The following is a 19,920-nucleotide window of genomic DNA, read 5'->3' on the forward strand; positions in this document are numbered from 1 at the left end:
AATCACTCTTCAAAGGCGATTGGTTTAAGCAGGTCAAGCCAGTCGTCTCCACTCATCTCTGTGACACTTGCACTCTTGTGTCGGTAGATACTCTGTGCCAGATTCTGCTTAGACTCCTGTAACAACTGTATGCGCTCCTCTACTGTATCTTTACTGATCAGTTTATAGACAAACACCGATTTATCCTGCCCGATACGATGAGCCCTGTCACTGGCTTGCTGCTCTGCTGCAGGATTCCACCAGGGATCCATATGAATGACAACATCTGCTGCTGTCAGGTTTAAACCGGCACCACCAGCCTTTAAACTGATCAAGAAAACAGGAACTTCATGCTTTTGAAAACGTTCGACTAAACTGGCTCTATCCCGACTCTTACCGGTTAATTTCACATAACCGACAGCTAGCTCATCCAATTGCACGGCTATCAAGTCGAGCATGCTGGTGAAAGAGGAAAAGATGAGGATCCTGCGTCCTTCGGCAAGCATAGAGGGTAATTTATCGGCTAACCAATTGAGCTTACCTGAGCTGGTTGCAAATTCCGTTACTGCCGCTTCTCTCGTCTTACTTGTCCGATATAGCACGTTTGTAGCATCCGCCTCCCCTTGCAATGTGTTGTCATCAGCCGGACTAGCAGATTTGTGAGCCAGCTTTAGTAGTTGAGGGTGGCAACAGATCTGCCTGAGCTTCAGTAGAGCATTGCTTATCGCAAGGCGGTTACTCTTAATGCCTGACAACCTCACCGCTTTTTGCACCTCTTCAGACATGGTCAGCCGTACAGTTTCATACAGATCGCCCTGTTGCTGCGTTAAGTTAATGTACTCATTTATTATCGTTTTTTCTGGTAGTTCGGTGGCTACATCCGACTTAATTCTGCGCAGCATAAAAGGGCTGATCCGTTGTACCAATGCCTTACGCCTCTCTTCATCCAGCTCTTTCTCAATCGGGTTTTGATATAAACGCTGAAATTGAGTGTAGCTTCCCAAAAATCCCGGCATCAGGAAATTAAACAGTGACCATAGCTCACCCAGATGATTTTCAAGCGGCGTGCCCGTTAAACAGAGCTTATGAGTCGATGACAAACGAGTAACTACCCTGGCGATTCGACTTCGGGCATTTTTGATCGTTTGTGCTTCATCCAAAACGATTAAATGTAAATGCCTATCCTGCCAAAATTGCGCATCCTGCTGTAGGGTGCCATAACTGGTAACTATAAGGTCGCTGGTTGCAAGTTGCGACTTGAGCTTATGACGTCTGGGGCCTGACCATAACAGCGCATTAAGGCCTGGCGTGAACACCCGCGCCTCATGTAACCAATTGGCCAGTAAGCTGGTAGGCGCCACCACCAAACTGGGCTGGCTAGCGCGGCCTGACTCTTTATCGGACAAGATGTTTGCCAGTGTCTGAATGGTCTTCCCAAGCCCCATGTCATCGGCCAGGATCCCGCAGAAAGCATGTTTTTGTAAAAACTGTAACCAATTGAGGCCCTGCTGTTGATACTCTCTCAACTTCGCATTGAGACCATCAGGTTGAGAGACAAAAAACTTATTATCCCCCGAATGTTCAAGATAGGTAAATAACTGCTGTGCCTTGTTATTTAGCCACGTAGTACCTTGCCAGTGCCACAACTTCTGCCTGCCATTCTCCTGCGGAGACAATTCGGCAAGCCGGGTAAGCTGATGCATAGGAAGTGTAAGCGTATCCCCCTCTGACAAGGGTCTGGATTCATAGAGTTCAACCAAAACCGCCAGGATCTGTCTGACCCTCGATGTCGGTAACGCAAGGTGCTCTCCACTGTCCAGCTCCATCAGGAAGGTATCTTGTTTTTTAAAATCTTCGGTCAAACCTGAACGGATCGCTTTAATCAGATAGGGCAAGAGGTTAACTTTCTGCCCATTAACTTCGACTCCGATCTCCAGCTCGAACCAATTTTTACTATCCGGCTCTTGAGCAACTTCACCGTACCATCGCTGGGCTTGCACTATGGTGAAGCGATTCTTCATCTCAAACTCTATCTGCCAACCCGCCAGCGAAAGACGATATAGAGTGACCATCTGTTCACTCAATACTCCAGGAAGTAAGCGACAACCGAGTGGAAAACGTTGCCAAACCGGCGATTCGAACAGAGAGGTCAGTAGTGGCAGTTCAGAAAGCTGAATATTCCATTCGGCTGCAGACTTTAGACATTGCGGCACCTCTTGTGCGTAATCGAAAACATCATTCAGGGAGTAAACCAACTCGCCATGCACCAGGGAGAAGTCAGCGACCTCAATGGACCGTGACGGCGAGTTTTCCCATGGAAAATCAATATGGTGCCGAGTTATCTTTAATTGAGGTTGCCAATCCATGTCGGATTCTAGTGGGCTTTGAGGCATAACAAAATCATCGGAGAGTCGTATCAGACTCATACTCGCCAGATCGAGATAGCTACCGGATTCGATCTCAATAAATGGTTCCGGGTCAATAAAGTCCTGATGATAGTGCTGTTCAATTTTTAACGCCGGGTTACTACAACTCTCCCAAAAACATCGTTGAGTCGAGATTAAGTGCCCCATAAAATCGAGTTTTTTGAGCGCACCCAGCTTGACCGATACCGACTCACGTTGTTCCTCTCTATGCTGTTCATCTAACTGTTCAATACAAGTGCCGAGTCTATGTAGCAGATACCTGTCTGCCTGGGTAACAAACTTAGGCAAAACACTTTTTGCGAAAACATCCAGGCCTAAATCACTCTTAATTGAGTAACCGCCGCTCTTGCTCAGGTAACCCTTATGTAGTGTGAGGTGTAGCTCCCCTTCCTTAACAGATAAAATGTAGAGGACCCGATGGCGAGCCATATTCGGATAGGGATCGAAACGTTGGTTTAATTCAGTTAGAAGTAATCTTTTGGCGGTATCGGCTCTCTTGTGATCACTGGAATAGGGATAAATTGGGTCTTTCTTAGCCAGGCACGCAATAGCCACAGCCGCCAGATGTTTACAAGCTTTCTCCTCTGCATTGTCACAGCTACAGTGAGAGTGCGCAGAAGCAACAACGGGGCCGGCAGACCAATCGAGAGTGGTATAGACAGAGCGTTTACTTGAAACTAAGGCACTAGGCGATGATGATTGACTACCAGCTCCACACATCGCCTCATCGGGCTTAAACTCGGCATTAATGATAGCGCCTGAGTGTTCGTACTTGATGATTTGCCCTGCCAATAACAGCTGCATACCCATATAAATTGCAGACTGACTAAAATACTCTTCTAGCTGTACCAATGAGATCGCCTTGCTCTAACCTTGATTACCAGGGCTGAAAAAATCGTGGCCCATTAAAATTAAACCGAAAGGGAGAACTATAACATTGATTTTGAAAGGCCACAGGTAATTTTATTTAAATATGTCGCCTTTAGTCAGAGAACGGGTCAACTTATGATCAAAGAGGAAATTGCTGTTCAGGATTCAAATCCTTAGCGCTTTAACTCCAGCCAAGGTGGCATTAAAGCTAACATCAATGGTGACTTATTTTCGGCACCATCAATGTGCTGAAGCCGCGACTGCAGGGGCTGATAACATAGTTCGGCCTGGATAACACCGGCTAAGCTGAAGGTAATTGCAGCGCCGATTCACACTATTTTCAGTGAATCTTCATTAATGAAATAATCACTTAAAATAATGTATCCAACAGACTTTATCGCATCACTCACGTCTATTGCACCAGAGTCAGCAGACTGGCCTTAGTCATAGGTTTATAGAAATAAAAACCCTGAACCGCTTCGATATCTGCAGAGCGCACAAACTCAAGTTCATTTTCAGTTTCTACCCCCTCGGCAATCACATGCAACTCCAGCGCATGGCTCAAGGTTGTGATGGCTTTGACCAACGCCTGCTGTTTAACCGAAGAACCGGAATCCTTGATAAAACATTTATCTATCTTTATATGGTCAACGGGAAAATGACTCAAATAAGATAGAGAGGAGTAGCCGGTACCGAAATCATCGACCGCAATCTCTATTCCCATCCCTCTTAACTTCTGAAGTGAATTGATAAGATGCTGGTGCTGCTTCATCAATAGAGACTCGGTGATCTCCAGTGTCATGCCTTCGAAAGGAAATGGCTCCGGAGTTAAATCCGTGGCGATATCATTGATCGAGCTAACGAGACAGTCTTGTAGCGAGTGGGACCAGAACTCATACATAGACACATTGATAGACAGACCGATCTCTATCCCTTTGCGCTTAAATTCAAGCAGTGATGCCATTGCCTCTTTACGCACCCAGTGCCCCAGCTCGACAATCAACCCACTACTCTCGGCTACAGGTATAAACTCTTCAGGCGAGATAAACACCCCATCATGTTCCCACCTTAATAGCACCTCGGCACGAACAATTTTATTCTCTTCAAGACAAACGATCGGCTGGTAATAGAGTTCGAATGCATCTGACTCTATGGCAAATTTGAGATCATTATGCAGCTTTGCCGTGCGCTCTGCATCCTGTTGCATCTGCTGAGTAAAGAAGTTAAAACAGTTTCGCCCCTCACTCTTTGAAATATACATCGCCTGATCGGCGCAGTTCAGCACCTGCTCAAGACTCATTGCATCTTCTGGAAATCTGGCGATCCCGATACTGATACTACTTGAAACACGCTTACTCCGGCTTAACAGATAGGGGGCGGCAATAGACTCGTTTATTGCCCTGGCCTGTTGCTCAAGCTCACTGTGCTTAACCATACCCGGCAGAAAAAGAGCAAACTCATCGCCGCCTAACCTGGCTACCATTGCCCTGTCTCTGGTGCAGGACTCGATCCGCTTTGCCACCTCGACCAGCAACTGATCGCCCTTATCGTGACCTAAGGTATCGTTGATCTGCTTAAAATTATCGAGATCCATCAACATGAAACCGAAGCCGGGGGTTAAGCTGTCAGAATCGATCTCTGCCTGAACAATTTTAAACAGGTAGTTTCGGTTGGCCAACTGCGTCAATGAATCATAGTTTGCCTGATAATCGATCAGGGCCGAGGCGCGCTTACGTTCGGTAATATCGCTGAATAACCATGAATAGCAAAGCTCTTGTGAACCACGCTCTTTAAACATTGTCACCGTCAGTTCGAGGTAAAAACTCTCACCTGACGCTCGGGTGCCAACAAGTTCACCCTGCCAGGCTTCTTTGGTAGCCAGGCCGGTAAACATACTATTGAGTGTTTCCTCTCCGGAGCGCTTAAAAAATTGTTGCGGATCGAACTTAACCTCGGCTCCCGGCGTAAATGCTGTGATCTCATAAAATGCCGGATTGGCATTCAGTGCGGTCCAGTGCATATCGGTGATCACCAGCCCAAGCGGTAGGTGATTGAAGATAGTTCCCGTCAACCGTTCAAACTGAAGCGCCCTGCTCCGTTCGATTGCCAAACTGGCCAATCTGGCAGCTTCTGAGATGAGTAACAGGTCTTTCCTGGTTGGAGATTTTATCGTGTCATAGTACATGGCAAACGTACCCAGTACTTTGCCCTGACCTCCCTTGATAGGTTCGGACCAACATGCATGAAGACCCGCTGCCAAAGGCAGTGCTTTAAAGGGCTCCCAAAACGGATGAGTCTCGATATCTTCGACAATAACCCTTTGACCTGTATATGCTGCAGTGCCACATGAGCCGACACCATCGCCGATCTCAATACCATGAATAGCGCTATTATAATCATCGGGCAGATTGGGAGCCGCACCATTAAGCAGGCGCTTACCATCATCGCTCAGTAACAGTACAGAGCCTTTGGTGCCTAGTTTCTCCTCCTCAATGAGGAGAACCAGAGCCATAAGAATATCTTCCAGAGGTGAGCCATCTAACAACATGGTCAGTATCGCACCATAGCGTTTTATACTGATATCTGAATCGGTCAGGCTGGGAAAAATGGGTATTATGGATTCGTAACTTAGGCTCATGCGGCCCCCTGAATAACAGATTTCTATCCTTAAAAATCCTATGTCAATAAGGATATACTAATCATAAACTCTAAGTAAATAAGATATTTACGATAAAACTCTCGTGTTAATAACATGTCAGTTTGTCAAGTTGAAACTTGGTTATTTTTAGCTACAGAAATCAAAAACAAAATCTTGAAAGGAAAATAATCTTAACCAGAAACAGTGACACTCGCAGTAAATTGCAGGCAAAAGGTTGACGGTGTTATAAACGAGACTATAGATATTGAGGGTAAAAAATAAGGGAACTAGATCGGCTAAGCAGGGCTCGGCCGATCAAAACCACAAGAAATGAAAATTCCTTACCTTCGTTTACTCGGCGATACGTTCCAATCTGGCCAAATAGAAACCATCGAAACCTGAATCAGCAACGCTGATGGTCTCATCATCAAGAAACTTAAAGTGATCATTTTCGGCAAGAAAAGCATCAACCTGATCGCGGTTTTCTTCCGGCATGATTGAGCATGTGGCGTAAACCAAAATACCACCGACTTTCACCATACGACTATAGCTCTGCAAAATGTGCTTCTGTAAATCAACCAATACCGGCAGACGCTCCGGCGTATCACGCCATTTTGCATCCGGGTTACGTTTGAGTACACCGAGTCCGGAACAGGGTACATCGAGTAAGACCCTGTCGGCACTGAGTTTAAGACGCTTAATGGTCTTGCTGCTGGCGATGATTCGAGTCTCGACATTATCGGCACCGGCACGTCGCGCACGCTGTTTCAGGCTATCGAGCTTCCACTGTTCAACATCCATCGCTAATAATCGGCCTTTACCTTTCATCTGTGATGCAATGGATAGTGTCTTTCCGCCCGCTCCGGCGCAGGCATCGATGACGCGCATGCCCGGCTTTGCATCCACTGCGGCAGCAACCAACTGAGATCCCGCATCTTGCTGCTCAAACCACCCTTTTTTAAAGCTTTCACTGCGAAACAGCGCCGAATCAGAGGTCACCTCTAGCGCGGTATCCACGCCTTCTACTTCTTGTGTTTGAACCTGTTCATTTCGTAGTTTCTTAGCCAACTCTTCACGGGTACACTTTAGTAAGTTAGCGCGAATATAGCGCTTAGGCAGTGTGTTTAATGCCGCGCGCTCCTTGGCCCAGTCATCACCAAGTTGGGCTTGACCCATCTTATCCAGCCACTCGGGACAACCATCCCAAAGTGCCGGTTGCTTCCTGGCCTCTTCCAAACGAGCAAAATATTCGGCCTCCTCGAGAGGCAGGGAGTATTGCAGCTTTGGTAATTCAAGCTCATGAAACAGATGCCAGGCATTCATCAAACGCGTCCCTAGACGCGACATCTCCTCAGGCTTTACATCGGATAGATAACAGTACAAATTCAATCGACGTAAGATATCTCCGGTAACCTTGGTAATACGGGCCTGTTCTGATGGCGCCAGTTGCAGACCTGAAAAGTGTACCGAATATGCCCTGTCTAAAGGTTTACCTTCAGATAAGACCATATCTAAGACACTGATAACCAATTCTGTCGAGCTGGGAGAAAGCGGAGAGTTAAGCATGAAATTGCCTGTTGTAGATGTATGAAATAAAAACGTGTGGATCATAGGAGTTAAGGAGTCAATACGCAAGTAACTCTTGCACCAATCGGAATAAAAGGTCCTGTATGTGTCACGCTTAAACAAAATGGCTCGTTTCATTAACGAGCCAACCCATCATTATCTGTACAAAGGTGCCAGCAAGGGCTACCTTTTCCACGGGTTTAACGGTAGCTTTGCATCACCAGATTCAGAGCCATACTTAGCATCCTTTGGTTTGGTAACTTTTCGCTTGTTGTTCTTTGTCGATGGTTTATTCCCCGCTTTCACCCGCTCGTTACTTCCTTCGCCCTTAGCATCGCGCTTGCTCTTAGGCACATAATTCAATATCGACACCGGCACGGCTTTTCGTGGTTCAAACCCTTCGACTTCGCGACGCTCAATAAGATGATCCAGCCGGCTTTCGATCATACACAAGTTCTTGAAATCATCTTTGGAGACTAATGAGATCGCTTCGCCCGCAGCACCGGCACGTCCGGTTCGACCGATCCTATGTACATATTCGTCGGCGGGAAATGGTAGATCGTAATTAATCACCAGGGGAAGTTCATCAATATCGATACCGCGGGCAGAGATCCCGGTAGAGATGAGATATTTAACCTTACCGGCTTTAAAGTCAGCTAAGATCTGTTCGCGAATGGCTTGAGTACGACCACTGTGTATCGCCTCCGCTTCGATGCCGCGCTTCTCCAGCTGAGTCACGAGCTTAGCGGCGCCGTGTTTAGTCTCGATAAAGATCAGTGCCTGTGGCCAGCTGTTTTCCTGGATAAGATGACTCAGCAGCGCCGACTTCTTGTCTTTATCCACAGTCACGAGCCACTGCTCAATATTAGGTTTACCTTCACTCTTTTTTGTGACGGACAGCTGAATAGCTTTATCGGCCGTCTCTTTAGCCAGCTCTCTCACCTGTCTGGAAAGTGTCGCCGAAAACAACAGGCTTTGCCTCTGTTCAGGTAAGGTATCGATAATCTTAGTGATATCTTCTATGAATCCCATATCGAGCATTCTGTCAGCCTCATCGAGTACTAACATCTCGATCTCATCGAAATGTATCGCTCGTTGAGTATAGAGATCCCGTAAGCGACCAGGTGTGGCCACGACGATATCGACACCTTGGATCAGCATCTGCTTTTGCGGTGCCATATCGACACCTCCGTAGATGGCCATCGCCTTCAACTCCAGATGTTTACCATACTGCTCAATACTTCGGGTGACCTGCACCGCCAACTCGCGGGTTGGAGTTAAGATTAATGCCCTGGCACGCTTCTTACGTTGTGTCTCGCCTTTCGCCAATAGCTCTAATATTGGCAGGACAAAAGTGGCTGTCTTACCACTACCTGTTTGCGCGGCAGCAATAAGGTTCTTTCCTTTAAGCGCCAGCGGAATGGCCTCAGCCTGAATAGGCGTGGGTGTCTGATAACCCAGTTCACTTATGGCTGTTAAGATGGGAGCGCTTAGTCCGAGTGTAGAAAATGACATGTAAAATCTCAGAGTGATAATCGATAATTAAGGACGTAGGCCTTTGATAATAATCGAAGGCCTGTATAGAAAAATTAATGCTGATTATAACAGAAGTTCCGCTTGCAAGTTATCACCGGCTACTCGCGCAAGTCCAGGTACAAGCAGAACGGCTTATATTGCTCGGCGAAAATTGATATATCTACTGCTGCAGCCAACGAATACTTAAAATCAGCCAGTTAATCATGGTTAACAGTTTATCGAGTTATAGTAAAAATCTGCAGCTTCGACTTTTTCAAAATTAAAGTTTAACAATCCGTCCTCCGGCAAAGATTCACTTGAGCCACTCAGGGGGATTGTCAAATCAAATGCCTCTATCTCATCGGCTGTTAGCGGGAAAATCAATGTAATCCATTGATTAATTTTTTTACCATCCACGCTCGGCACTTGGGTCACTGTTAACTCGACCGGATAGATTTTGATCGCACTATTCAGAACCTCTACAGCTATTCGATCGGTTAGCAACACAATATCGGTCTTCGGTTTTGTTGCCAGCAGCAGGGTTATCTTAAACTTCTCGCCTGATACATATTCAGGCATCACCGTAATGGTTTCATCCCCCAGCTGTTTGATAACAGCATCATTTTTAGTTGTATGATAACCGCAGCCCATGGATGGAGTGAGTTGGCCGTCGTTTGGATTAGGCTTGAAATAGGTTCTAGACGTTGGGTAAGCAACACAAGCACTCAGTAAAAAAATCACAAACAAACAAAGCAGAGTATGTTTAATCAAGCAGCAACCTTAATCGACTATAAACAGAGACCAAAATTTTAAGGTGGTGAATAAAAGGATTCAAGTATTGAAACGGCTAACGGGATTTTGACGAAAGTTCAAACAAACTTTTCCTGATAACAGAGGTCTGATTAACTGACATATGCTTATGGCATCAGGCCGACTCGGTCGGACTAGCCCAGCTCTTTATTCAGTGCAACCTCTTCGATTTCAGTAAGTAGTAGTTGAGTTGTCTCATTAACAGGTTGTGGCCGACAGAACATGTAGCCCTGAAGCAGGTCGCAGCCCTCCTTGACCAGAAAGGCAAGATGCCCCCGCTCCTCTACCCCTTCGGCTACGACCTTAAATCCGAGGGCATGTGCCATAACAATAACCGCCGATAAGATCACATTATTGTTTCTGTTATTAATATCTCGAATGAAGCTCTGATCTATTTTTAAAATATCGATAGGCAGGTTTCTCAAATAACTCAGGGAGGAGTAACCGGTACCAAAATCATCCAGAGCCACCCTTATCCCTTTATTACGCAGCCACTCCAGAGTGACGAAGATATCCTGCTCTCCGTTAATAATCGTGCTCTCTGTGAGCTCGATATAGAGGGTACCTGGAATGATACCGCTCTCTCTCACTGCCTGATACAGCTCCTGAGCAAACTCGGGTTTATTCAGCTGTATCGCCGATACATTGATGGCCAACTGAATATCGACGACTCCACGATCCTGCCATTTTCTTAACTGACGACATGCCTGATGAATCACCCAGTCTCCGATAGCCATGATCAGTCCGTTTTTCTCGGCTAAAGGGATAAACTTATCAGGCGGTATAAAACCGAATTCGTCATCATACCAGCGAATGAGGGCTTCCAGAGAGACAATACGGTGACTCTTGCTGTCCACAATGGGTTGGAAATAAAGCTCAAATAACTCATTCTCTATCGCTTCATGCATCTTCTGCTCAATGAGAGACATCTCATCATTTTGGCGGCTCAGATTATCGGAGAAATTTTCATAGCCCCCCTTGCCCTTCTTCTTGGCATGGTACATGGCAATATCGGCATTTTTTATTAACTCTTGCGTAGTAAGGCCATTAAACGGATAACAGGCGATACCTATGCTGGCACTGACATAGTAGTTTTTTCCCCCTAGTGAAACGGGTAGAGAGATAATATCTAAAATCCGCTTAGCAACGTCCTCGGCAACCTTGATCGAGGGGAGATCCCCCAGAAAAACCGTAAATTCATCCCCCCCGAGCCTGGCAACCATATCGCTATCGCTGAAGTGCTCGCAAATATCTTTACTTCGCAGGTTACGTTGCAAACGATCACCGATCTCGTGCAGCAGTTGATCGCCACATTGATGGCCTAAGCTGTCATTAATATGCTTAAAATTATCCAGATCGATAAACATCACCGCAAGCTTTCCACTTTCACATTTAGCTGACTCCAGTGACAGATTCAGGTGTTTGGTAAACATAAAACGATTGGGCAACCCGGTCAGCGGGTCATTGAAGGCTAGCTCCCGAATCTTCTCATTAGACTTAAACAGCTTAAGACTCATTCGGTTAAACTCTTTCCCCAACTCATCAAGCTCATCATCACCAGACGTTTTCACCTGAATTAATTCAACATTTTTTCCTAAACGTAAAAAGGCATGATGCAATTTATTTAATGGCCGAATAATTTGAAAATGGCTGAGGAAGAGCAACAGAGGGATAGAAAATGAGACCGAAAAAAGGGTGATAATTGTTACCAGCCAGCTCATATCTTTGCTGTATTGCAACAAAATATCTTCCGGAAGTAACGCGTGAAGCCTGAGCCCTGACTTAAGCGGCGCACTGGTGTGATAATAGCTCTCACCGTCGAGTTCATGGACGGTAAAACTTGAGGGGCGTTCAGAATCTTCTTTCAATGCCTGATACACCGCACTTATATCTGAAGCTGATTTGGCTGCATAGGGTAAAACGGCCTCTCCGGACTGGTCTGTTACTATGAAGCGGGCTCCACTCCAGGGAGAGTCCATAAGTGCCGTATTTAATGCATCCAGACTCACGGTGATAACAAAATATCCTCTCACCTTCGGAGTGGCGTTGAATGATTCAACCGCCTTATTGATGATACTGACGCGCTTTGACACATACAGGCTGAACTGATCGTTATCCGGGTTTGTAAGAAACTGTATTTTGTCATCTTTATCATCATGACCCATAGCAATAAACAGTTCACTAGCCTCCTCTTCATCTTTAAGGTTCGCGATAAAATAGGAGGTTAATCTGAGATCTTCAAAGCCATCGGGGAGTATCACACGCATTTCATAGTATTGAGGAAATACCTTCATGATGCTCTTCAACTTCCGGAGCAGGGGACGCTGCATCAGCGTATATCGTTCATCTTCATCTTCGGTTAGCATGTAGTTATGCAGAAGAGAGTCCGCTGCGATCAGCTCCACATTGGCTTGGGCCGTCTTCACCAGGCGGTCTGTTTGAGCCACTACCTGCTCCAGATACTTTGTCACCTGAGTCACACTGCTCTCCTCGGCAGCACTTTTTAACTCTACAAAAGCCATAGCCCCCAACAGAATCAGCGGAGTACAGACCAGGGATGTCAAAAGTAAGGGCAGCTTAGTCTTTAGTTTCATAGGCGCCTACGGCAATATGTTGATGCTGATGATGTTACGTTTACGCTGAACTTTTGCCGGTAATGGCTTATAAAACTCGGAGTTTTGCAAACTTTCAGCATCGGGGTAGATAACCTTGTCATTCAGAAACTCCTCCGGCAATAATTTCTCCGCCGCCAGATTAGGTGTCGCGTAATATACATATTGAGCGAGTTGAGCCGCATGTTCAGCTTGATTGATAAAGTTAAGAAAAGCGTAGGCAAGCTCCGGCTCTTTCGCCTTAGCTCCTATGGTAAGGTAATCGACCCAAATCGCTCCCCCCTCCTCGGGTAAGACAAAGGTCAGATCTTCACTGTGTTCCTTCACCATTAACGCATCACCACTATAGATCATCGAGGCTAAGATCTCACCGCTGATAATGGGGGAGTGTTCATCGAGTGTCATATAGATATAGGAGTTGACCTTAGATTTTTGAGATTGCAGCACTTGCTCAACTTCACTGAGCTCACTGTTCACTTCGCTGTTAACCGAATAACCTAATGATTTAAGGCCCATACCTATCAGATCTCTGGGCTCATCAATCATGCCGAGCTTCCCCTGTAACTCAGCCGATGGCTGATATAGCTGCTTCCAGTGAGTTATAGGTTCTTTGAGTAAGTCATGGCGGTAGACTATGCCGACGGTACCCCAAAAATAGGGGATCGCAAATTGAGATGCACCGGGAAATGCATCTCTCCATTTAGGATTTAGCTGCTCAAGAAAGGAGAGCTTCTCTTTTTCCAGTTCGGCGACCCAACCACGATTGATATAACTTTGCAGATCGACACCGGATGAGAGAATAAGATCATAACCATAGGCGTTATTTTGCAGCAAAATATCCGAGCGCTGCTCATCGGAGCCGTAATAGACTTCAGAGACTTTAACCTGATATTTTTGCTCGAATAGTTGTACGAGTTCCGGATCCAGGTACTCGCTCCAATTAAGAATTGTCAGTGTCCTCTCAGCACCATAGGAGAGCTGAGTAAAGAGACAAAGCAAAATAAGTAATGCATACCGAACAAGATTAAAGCTCAAAGTATGTTCATCCTTGGTATTAAGTCCATTTACAACACCCATTATAGACACATTCAGTGCTATATCCATGGGGCAAACAATCTACAGACAACAAACCTTCCCTAATAAATACAAGTTACTAGACTCTAAGCTGAAGGTACATATGTAACCACCTTTAATCTTAAAACTGCTATAAGAATCCTATACCTGCCAAAAATATGAGCCGACACTCAATTTAAACCGAAACCCAAAACGGGAGGCGCATCACACAGTCGCCAGCTTGAGGTTAGTTAATCTACCGAAATGGTTAGAGCTAACAGGATGCCTGACAGAAAATGACAGCTTAACTTGTACCGTTAACGGTTATTAGTGTACAACTCAAATATCAGTCGCTATTTTTTGAATTAACGATGAGATTTTCAGGACTTATAATAAAACGCCCCGCTCACAAACTCTTATCCGGCTTCACTCTACTCTTGTGTATGATTATCACCCCCTGTCTCCATGGTGATGAACTCAAGCCTTTTACCAGTGACGGCTGCAGCATGTTCCCGGATGGGAGCTTATATGACAATACCCTATGGCTAAGTTGCTGTATGGCCCACGATCTGGCCTATTGGCAGGGAGGTAGCTATGAACAGCGCCTAGCGGCAGATATTGAGTTAAAGCTGTGCGTCACCCGCCTGGGAGAACCCGTATTAGGCAAACTGATGCTGGCGGGAGTACGTCTTGGAGGCTCTCCCTACCTCCCCTCTACATTTCGTTGGGGATACGGCTGGAGCTTTCCACGCAGTTATGCCCCACTTTCTCAGGCCGAGTTAGTCATGGTACGAAACCAGATGCTGCAACAAGGGTTAACGCCACCATCATTAACCGGCAAGCCTGATCTTAATCAATGACTCTCAAATGAGTTCTCCGTATGGTGTATCTCAAATCGAACATGTTGCCAGGTGATTTAACACCCAATGCTCTACTCACTAATTTTGCGGCAGCTTCAATATCTAAACAACAAGTTGAAAAAATTTAAATAAGAACTTAAACAATAACTTAAACAACGGATATATTTAATGGCACCAATCATTTGTAAGAGTGCGCTAGAAGCAGTTTCCCTGATCCAGGATGGGGAAATTCTCTGGACCCATTCCATGGGAGCGACTCCCAGATTACTGCTTAACGCCCTGGCCCAGCACGCACTGACGAAAAAAGATCTCACTCTGCTTCAACTCCATACCGAATGCGCCGAATCCCTTAGCGACGAGAAACTCAAGGGTCACTTGCGCCACCGCTGTTTCTTCGGCGGGCTACCAACACGTCTGCTACTGCAACAGGGGGACGCCGACTATGTCCCCATCTTTCTCTCCGAAGTCCCTAAGCTGTTTCGATCGGGCGAACAGAAGATAGACACGGCTATCGTTCAGGTATCGCCCCCGGATAAACACGGGATCTGCTCCTTAGGGATCTCGGTGGAAGCAACACTTGCAGCCTGTCAGATGGCAGGCAAGATCATCGCGCATATAAACCCACAGATGCCCCGTACTCACGGCGACGGCTTCATCCATTACAATAAGTTTGCCGCAGTCTATGAGGCCAGTGCCCCTCTGCCTCAACACCCACTCGCTGCAAGCGACGAGACCAGCCTGGCAATCGGTAATAACGTCGCACAGCTTGTCAGAGACGGTGATTGTCTTCAGATGGGCATTGGCGCAATCCCGGATGCGGTACTCAGCTGCCTTAAGGGCCATAAAGATCTGGGGATCCACACCGAGCTGTTTTCCGACGGTGTACTTAATCTGGTTGAAAGCGGCGTGATCAACAACAGTAAAAAGCTGGTTCACAGGGGGAAACTGGTTACCGGGTTTGCACTCGGAAGTCAGCGCCTCTATGACTATGTGGACGATAACCCTTCGGTCATATTTATGGATATCGAACAGGTTAATGACACCTCGATCATCAGAAAAAACCCCAATGTAATGGCCATCAACTCTGCACTTCAGGTCGATATTTCAGGTCAGATCTGTGCCGACTCCCTGGGCACCCGTATCTATTCAGGTGTAGGCGGGCAGATGGATTTCATCCGAGGTGCCGGTTTATCTGAGGGAGGACGTTCGGTTATAGCACTGCCAAGTACTGCCGCCGGCGGTAAGGTTTCACGGATTGCCACAGTGCTCTCACCCGGTGCAGGTGTTGTAACAACCCGCGCCCATGTCCACTATATTGTCACTGAATATGGTATTGCCAATCTACGCGGTCGTTCGCTGCGTGAAAGAGCCAGAGCACTTATAGACATAGCCCATCCGGATTTCAGAGAACAGCTGTGTAGAGAGACCTTCGACATGTGGGGCTTGAGTGTATAGCACTCAATTTTACTCGGCTGGATTTAGCCAGATGTCATGAGGCACCTGGCTATTCCAACCTTTGATGGGAGCGGCCTCCCGCAATGGCAGGCCTATTAAGGCGCGACGCCGTAAGCCGTGGCACTGACTAAGATACATTGCACCGAATAACCGACCTCCAGCCATAACTTGTCATCAATGGAGACATCGGACAAAAACAGCGTTCCCGCCCTTTGCTTTTTCGCATCTTCTATTGCGGCCTTTGTCGATGTAGACTCACCTTGGGGGATGAAGTAAAGCGCAGCCGTTTGGCAACTCCTTCCCTCCACCGGCCCGAGATTTGTCAGGCCACGCTCCTCTAATCCATCGTTTGCTACAAATGTTTGCGTCACGAACGACCCATGGTTGGCTAAGTTGCAACCGCTTAACAACAGCAGCGAAAACGGCAATAATGAGCTTAGTGCTAAATGACGTAGATTCAAAGCGTAGCCTCCGGCATATTTTGCCTGAAAATTAATAGAACAGTGACCGTACTGCAATATACTGACTCGATGTTCAGTCTTGTCGAAGCTAAGTTAAAAGGCAACAAAAACATCCCTCTTCAGAGTATGGCGAATAAGCCTGACGAAAAATTCTTATTGTCTCTTTAAGATATAATCCAAGCCACCTGTTATTGCTGCAACTTGGGCACAGATACAGTTTTCATCATCCACCTTAGGGCTATCAGGGTAAACTTCGGTAGTTGTTGCATAAGCTGCGTCACTGAAACCAATACATAAGCCCAGTGATTTGGTCGCATAATTTACAACGCCATGCTGGGCAAGTTTTACACCAATGAGTTTGCCCTCGTCATCCGGCGGCGCAATATGGGTCACAGCCTCGACCCCCTCAATAATAGCGCTTTGAAACTCAACGACCGGATTCTCGGTATCGCCGACAAGGTAGAAGCCATCAGGAATATTCCAGTTACTGTGCACACCACCATCGCGGGCGGCCAACGCAGGCCTGAATTCACTGTTGTCAGTATCTGTGGTTTCATGCAGGTCGATATGCGCCAAGATCTTAAGATCGAGTGCTGCAATATACCGCATCAGAGCTGCTGATTCTTCACAGGTGCTTCCTTCATAAAAGGAGCGGTTCGGATCCACAGCGTTGGGATTCCAGCGATTAATAGTTTCGTACCCCCAGGGGCTGAGACATGGTGCTACGATGACATTAAACAGGGCGCTATAGGCTTCGGCTTTCGTTTCAAGGAATCGAATAGCCCCCTGAACACCACTGGTTTCATAACCATGCACCCCACCTGTGATCAATACCGTCGACTTGTTACTATCCCATTGACGGGTTCTGACAACATACAGTGGATATCTGGCCACATCATAGGAGAGTTCACCGTATTGGACAACATCGAAACGCTCCTTCAGTGGCTCAAGCTTTGCCTGCACCTCTGTTTTATATGACCGCTTGATCTCTTGTCGAGCGAGCCACTGCTGTTTCTCTGCTTCTCCCCATCTTTGACCCGAAATACCTATTGGATAACTTTCTAACTGTTTCATATTTTGCCTTTATTATAGAAGTCGAATTAAATCTCTAGTCTGCCAGATAAACGCCACAGCCGGGAGCGAGTTGATCTGAGGCCCTCGAAAATCGGTTTATCAGGTAGGTCACATACCCTTTGCCGCTAAAATCCAGCTCAAAGGTTTCTGTGTACTGATCTTTTTCCGTGGATGATAAAGTCAAACGAGCCGAAAAGTTGGGAGGAAGATTGTCCCCCTCTACCAACTCAAAAACCCAGGAGCGGTTAGCCACAGATGTCGCCAAGTCGAGAGCATAGTGAGCAATAAAGCCTTCGTTATCATACTCACTCAGTGAGAGCACAGTCCCCTCTTCGGTGAGTGAGAACAGAGAGTGAGACAGATGCGTCTCCCCGGCCGGGTTACTTTCCTGCTTAGGATAGACAGAACGACCGTCTCTGCAGATAGCTTTCCCATCTAAGATAGAGGCAAAGCGTTTTTCAGCCTCTGAGGTTCCCCACTTTCCCTCACCGACACCTCGCCACAGGCCTTTCAGCTCGTTAAGCCCTGAATAGGCATCTAGAGCCGATCCGCATAACACGACATTCTTGCGCTCAAGGGGTGACTTTGTCCCCTGGCCACCATGAACAGTTGAACTAACAGCCATTAAGAAAAACATGACAAAAATAGCGCTAACGTGATGCATGCTTAACCCCTTAGCGGTAGCAATTGCTTTGTATCGGCCACAAGACATGAGCAGAAGAGAAAATAAAAGTAATCAGTATACGGCAATGATCTCAAACTCCTTGCGATTACCTGCGATATTTATGACCACTATATCATCCGGCATACGTCCCAACAGGGCTCGCCCCAATGGGGAATATGGCGTGACAATCATTATCTCCTTCCCATCGAGTGAGGCCGTGGTTTCTGAAGATATGGAGAGTTTTACACCACCTGCACCTGGGCCGAGAAACAGAACCTGTTCAGTACCGCACTCATCCATGATGACGACCAAAGCTGTCAGCCCTATCGGTGTATTTCTGTCAAAACAGCGTATCGTCAGCGCCGCAAAATCACTAATATCTTTCGCACATTGGGCTACTCTTTGTGTTTGTCCGTGTGCCAGGTAAGATGCTTCCAGACCAAAAGTTTCATACTTACTCTTTGCCACTGTTTCGCTATGAGTCGCCGTTTCATGAGCTTGATTGGCGGCCTTAACGGCAGAAAGCTTGATGGCGTCGAGTCGTTTAAGTATTGCTTCGAGTATTACTCTTTTATTCATCTTGCGCTTGTAGACAGCTGATTAAAAAGGATTAGCATGCAGTTGAGAGAAATTGAGTACGCACACATTTCGCTGTATTCGCTCATCAAAGGGCACTCCATATATTGGGGACTCTTGTTGAGTGAGTCTTTAATGAGACAGTAACAAAAATGGAGCCATTGGGCTCCATTTTACTGACTATTTATTCCTCTTCGAAATACCAGTATCCACTGTTGACCCAGCTTGTTAACAGCTCAATAAACTCTGGAGTTGCTAACCATGGGGTTAAACTTGATAAACTGAGCGTCTGACTATCAGATAACAGAGGAATAACGGCCGAAATTTCAGGAGCCAGATTAATCTGTTCACCATTGATATAGAACACGCCCTGAGAAACCGTGGAGTCGAAATAGAGCACCCTCAGCCCCCCCAGGCGCGTTAAAGCCTGCCCGTTAAGCAACTCGATAATATCTTGACTCTCAAAACCGAGCGGCTCTTCGGGCAGGTCGAGCTCACATTTAGAGTTAGTCAGGTAACGACCTGAAAACTCACTGATCAACTTGTCATCGAGCGTCGCGAGTATCTGCGCCTTTATTCTGGCTTGATCAGATTCAGTCACACGACCACTGTGAGTGCTAACTTGGCGATCGGGATCTGCAATCTGCTCACAACCAATTTCATTGTCGATAAGGTGATCGGCCAAAGCACTAACCATATCTTTGGCCGATGCAGTGCGATAACCCACCGAAAAACTCATCGATGCTTCCAGAGTAACCCCCTCGTGGGGATAACCAGGTGGCAGATATAGGATATCACCGGGAAGCAGTTCGACATCAATAATTGGCTCAAACGCTTCTGTGTGCAGTAACGCCGGGTGGGCCGAAAACTCTTTATGGGGTCCCCTGTCACCAACTTTCCAACGTCGACGACCTGAGCCCTGACAGATAAAGACATCATAGAGATCGATGTGGGGCCCAACACCTCCCCCCGGTGTGGCATAACTCGCCATCACATCATCGAAGCGCCAACGAGGGATAAAATCAAAACATTGAATCAGCTCCTCGGCTTGTGGTAACCAATTGTTCAGAGCCTGAACCACTAAGGTCCAATCCGTCTCGCCGAGATGCTCATAGTCATCGAATGGCCCAAACTCGGCCTGCCACTCCCCTTCACTCTTAAATATACGCCTTGATTCGACAAGTTCATCACATGCAAGACCTGCCATCTCTTCTGGTGTAAGTAGATCCTGGAAGTTATTGAATCCTTGCCTAATAACCAGCGGCTTCTTCTGCCAGTAATCTCTGATAAAGGTTTCCGGTGTTAGTTCACCAAGCTCAAGTTGCATAGTTAATCAGCCAATAAATATTTTGCGTGATGCT

General features: G+C 46.6%; 14 protein-coding genes. 2 read left to right on the forward strand and 12 right to left on the reverse strand.

The genetic code is table 11. The annotated features are described in order from the left end of the window. Nucleotides 1-2: 2 nt before the first annotated feature. From Q1B47_RS10050 to Q1B47_RS10080, 7 genes are all read right to left on the reverse strand, one after another. Nucleotides 3-3,257: a DEAD/DEAH box helicase gene (locus tag Q1B47_RS10050; RefSeq protein ID WP_299792589.1), complete on the reverse strand. Its 3,255-nt coding sequence runs from the start codon at nt 3,255-3,257 to the stop codon at nt 3-5. A gap of 430 nt (nt 3,258-3,687) precedes the next feature. After that, on the reverse strand, nt 3,688-5,913 hold the full coding sequence (locus Q1B47_RS10055) for an EAL domain-containing protein (protein ID WP_299792592.1): 2,226 nt from the start codon (nt 5,911-5,913) through the stop codon (nt 3,688-3,690). Nucleotides 5,914-6,264: 351 nt separating this feature from the next. Next, on the reverse strand, nt 6,265-7,479 hold the full coding sequence (locus tag Q1B47_RS10060; protein ID WP_299792595.1) for a methyltransferase domain-containing protein: 1,215 nt from the start codon (nt 7,477-7,479) through the stop codon (nt 6,265-6,267). 183 nt (nt 7,480-7,662) lie between these two features. Next, nucleotides 7,663-8,994: a DEAD/DEAH box helicase gene (locus tag Q1B47_RS10065; protein ID WP_299792598.1), complete on the reverse strand. Its 1,332-nt coding sequence runs from the start codon at nt 8,992-8,994 to the stop codon at nt 7,663-7,665. 228 nt (nt 8,995-9,222) lie between these two features. Continuing rightward, the gene (locus tag Q1B47_RS10070; protein ID WP_299792601.1) at nt 9,223-9,765 is read right to left on the reverse strand and encodes a hypothetical protein; all 543 of its coding nucleotides are present in this window, start codon (nt 9,763-9,765) and stop codon (nt 9,223-9,225) included. A 173-nt stretch (nt 9,766-9,938) separates the two neighbouring features. Beyond that, nucleotides 9,939-12,398 carry an EAL domain-containing protein gene (locus Q1B47_RS10075; protein ID WP_299792604.1) on the reverse strand — a complete coding sequence of 820 codons (2,460 nt, stop codon included), beginning with the start codon at nt 12,396-12,398 and terminating at the stop codon, nt 9,939-9,941. Between the two features lie 6 nt (nt 12,399-12,404). Next, complete coding sequence (locus tag Q1B47_RS10080) at nt 12,405-13,493, reverse strand: spermidine/putrescine ABC transporter substrate-binding protein (RefSeq protein WP_299792607.1); 1,089 nt, start codon at nt 13,491-13,493, stop codon at nt 12,405-12,407. 347 nt (nt 13,494-13,840) lie between these two features. On the opposite strand from Q1B47_RS10080, the gene Q1B47_RS10085 reads away from it, so the two are divergent. Both Q1B47_RS10085 and Q1B47_RS10090 read left to right on the forward strand, forming a co-directional pair. Further along, nucleotides 13,841-14,329, forward strand: coding sequence for a hypothetical protein (locus Q1B47_RS10085; RefSeq protein ID WP_299792610.1), 489 nt, complete (start codon nt 13,841-13,843; stop codon nt 14,327-14,329). Between the two features lie 168 nt (nt 14,330-14,497). Then, nucleotides 14,498-15,784: an acetyl-CoA hydrolase/transferase C-terminal domain-containing protein gene (locus Q1B47_RS10090; RefSeq protein WP_299792613.1), complete on the forward strand. Its 1,287-nt coding sequence runs from the start codon at nt 14,498-14,500 to the stop codon at nt 15,782-15,784. Between the two features lie 95 nt (nt 15,785-15,879). Here Q1B47_RS10090 and Q1B47_RS10095 read toward each other — a convergent pair whose 3' ends face one another. From Q1B47_RS10095 to Q1B47_RS10115, 5 genes are all read right to left on the reverse strand, one after another. Beyond that, the gene (locus Q1B47_RS10095) at nt 15,880-16,155 is read right to left on the reverse strand and encodes a hypothetical protein (protein ID WP_299792616.1); all 276 of its coding nucleotides are present in this window, start codon (nt 16,153-16,155) and stop codon (nt 15,880-15,882) included. A 243-nt stretch (nt 16,156-16,398) separates the two neighbouring features. Further along, a complete protein-coding gene (locus tag Q1B47_RS10100; RefSeq protein ID WP_299792619.1) occupies nt 16,399-17,319 on the reverse strand; it encodes a M14 family metallocarboxypeptidase in 921 nt (306 codons plus the stop codon). 34 nt (nt 17,320-17,353) lie between these two features. After that, nucleotides 17,354-17,944, reverse strand: coding sequence for a hypothetical protein (locus tag Q1B47_RS10105; protein WP_299792622.1), 591 nt, complete (start codon nt 17,942-17,944; stop codon nt 17,354-17,356). A 111-nt stretch (nt 17,945-18,055) separates the two neighbouring features. Further along, nucleotides 18,056-18,562, reverse strand: a complete 507-nt coding sequence (locus Q1B47_RS10110; protein WP_299792625.1) for a transcription elongation factor — start codon at nt 18,560-18,562, stop codon at nt 18,056-18,058. A 181-nt stretch (nt 18,563-18,743) separates the two neighbouring features. Next, on the reverse strand, nt 18,744-19,886 hold the full coding sequence (locus Q1B47_RS10115; protein ID WP_299792628.1) for a cupin domain-containing protein: 1,143 nt from the start codon (nt 19,884-19,886) through the stop codon (nt 18,744-18,746). Nucleotides 19,887-19,920: the final 34 nt, after the last annotated feature.

Source organism: uncultured Shewanella sp. (assembly GCF_947501225.1).
GTDB lineage: Bacteria > Pseudomonadota > Gammaproteobacteria > Enterobacterales > Shewanellaceae > Shewanella.

Excerpts from the sequence above, each read along its gene's own strand:
- Q1B47_RS10055 (WP_299792592.1), bottom strand. The coding sequence starts at position 5,913 with ATGAGCCTAAGTTACGAATCCATAATACCCATTTTTCCCAGCCTGACC.
- Q1B47_RS10060 (WP_299792595.1), bottom strand. The coding sequence starts at position 7,479 with ATGCTTAACTCTCCGCTTTCTCCCAGCTCGACAGAATTGGTTATCAGT.
- Q1B47_RS10065 (WP_299792598.1), bottom strand. The coding sequence starts at position 8,994 with ATGTCATTTTCTACACTCGGACTAAGCGCTCCCATCTTAACAGCCATA.
- Q1B47_RS10075 (WP_299792604.1), bottom strand. The coding sequence starts at position 12,398 with ATGAAACTAAAGACTAAGCTGCCCTTACTTTTGACATCCCTGGTCTGT.
- Q1B47_RS10080 (WP_299792607.1), bottom strand. The coding sequence starts at position 13,493 with ATGGGTGTTGTAAATGGACTTAATACCAAGGATGAACATACTTTGAGC.
- Q1B47_RS10085 (WP_299792610.1), top strand. The coding sequence starts at position 13,841 with ATGAGATTTTCAGGACTTATAATAAAACGCCCCGCTCACAAACTCTTA.
- Q1B47_RS10090 (WP_299792613.1), top strand. The coding sequence starts at position 14,498 with ATGGCACCAATCATTTGTAAGAGTGCGCTAGAAGCAGTTTCCCTGATC.
- Q1B47_RS10100 (WP_299792619.1), bottom strand. The coding sequence starts at position 17,319 with ATGAAACAGTTAGAAAGTTATCCAATAGGTATTTCGGGTCAAAGATGG.
- Q1B47_RS10105 (WP_299792622.1), bottom strand. The coding sequence starts at position 17,944 with ATGGCTGTTAGTTCAACTGTTCATGGTGGCCAGGGGACAAAGTCACCC.
- Q1B47_RS10110 (WP_299792625.1), bottom strand. The coding sequence starts at position 18,562 with ATGAATAAAAGAGTAATACTCGAAGCAATACTTAAACGACTCGACGCC.
- Q1B47_RS10115 (WP_299792628.1), bottom strand. The coding sequence starts at position 19,886 with ATGCAACTTGAGCTTGGTGAACTAACACCGGAAACCTTTATCAGAGAT.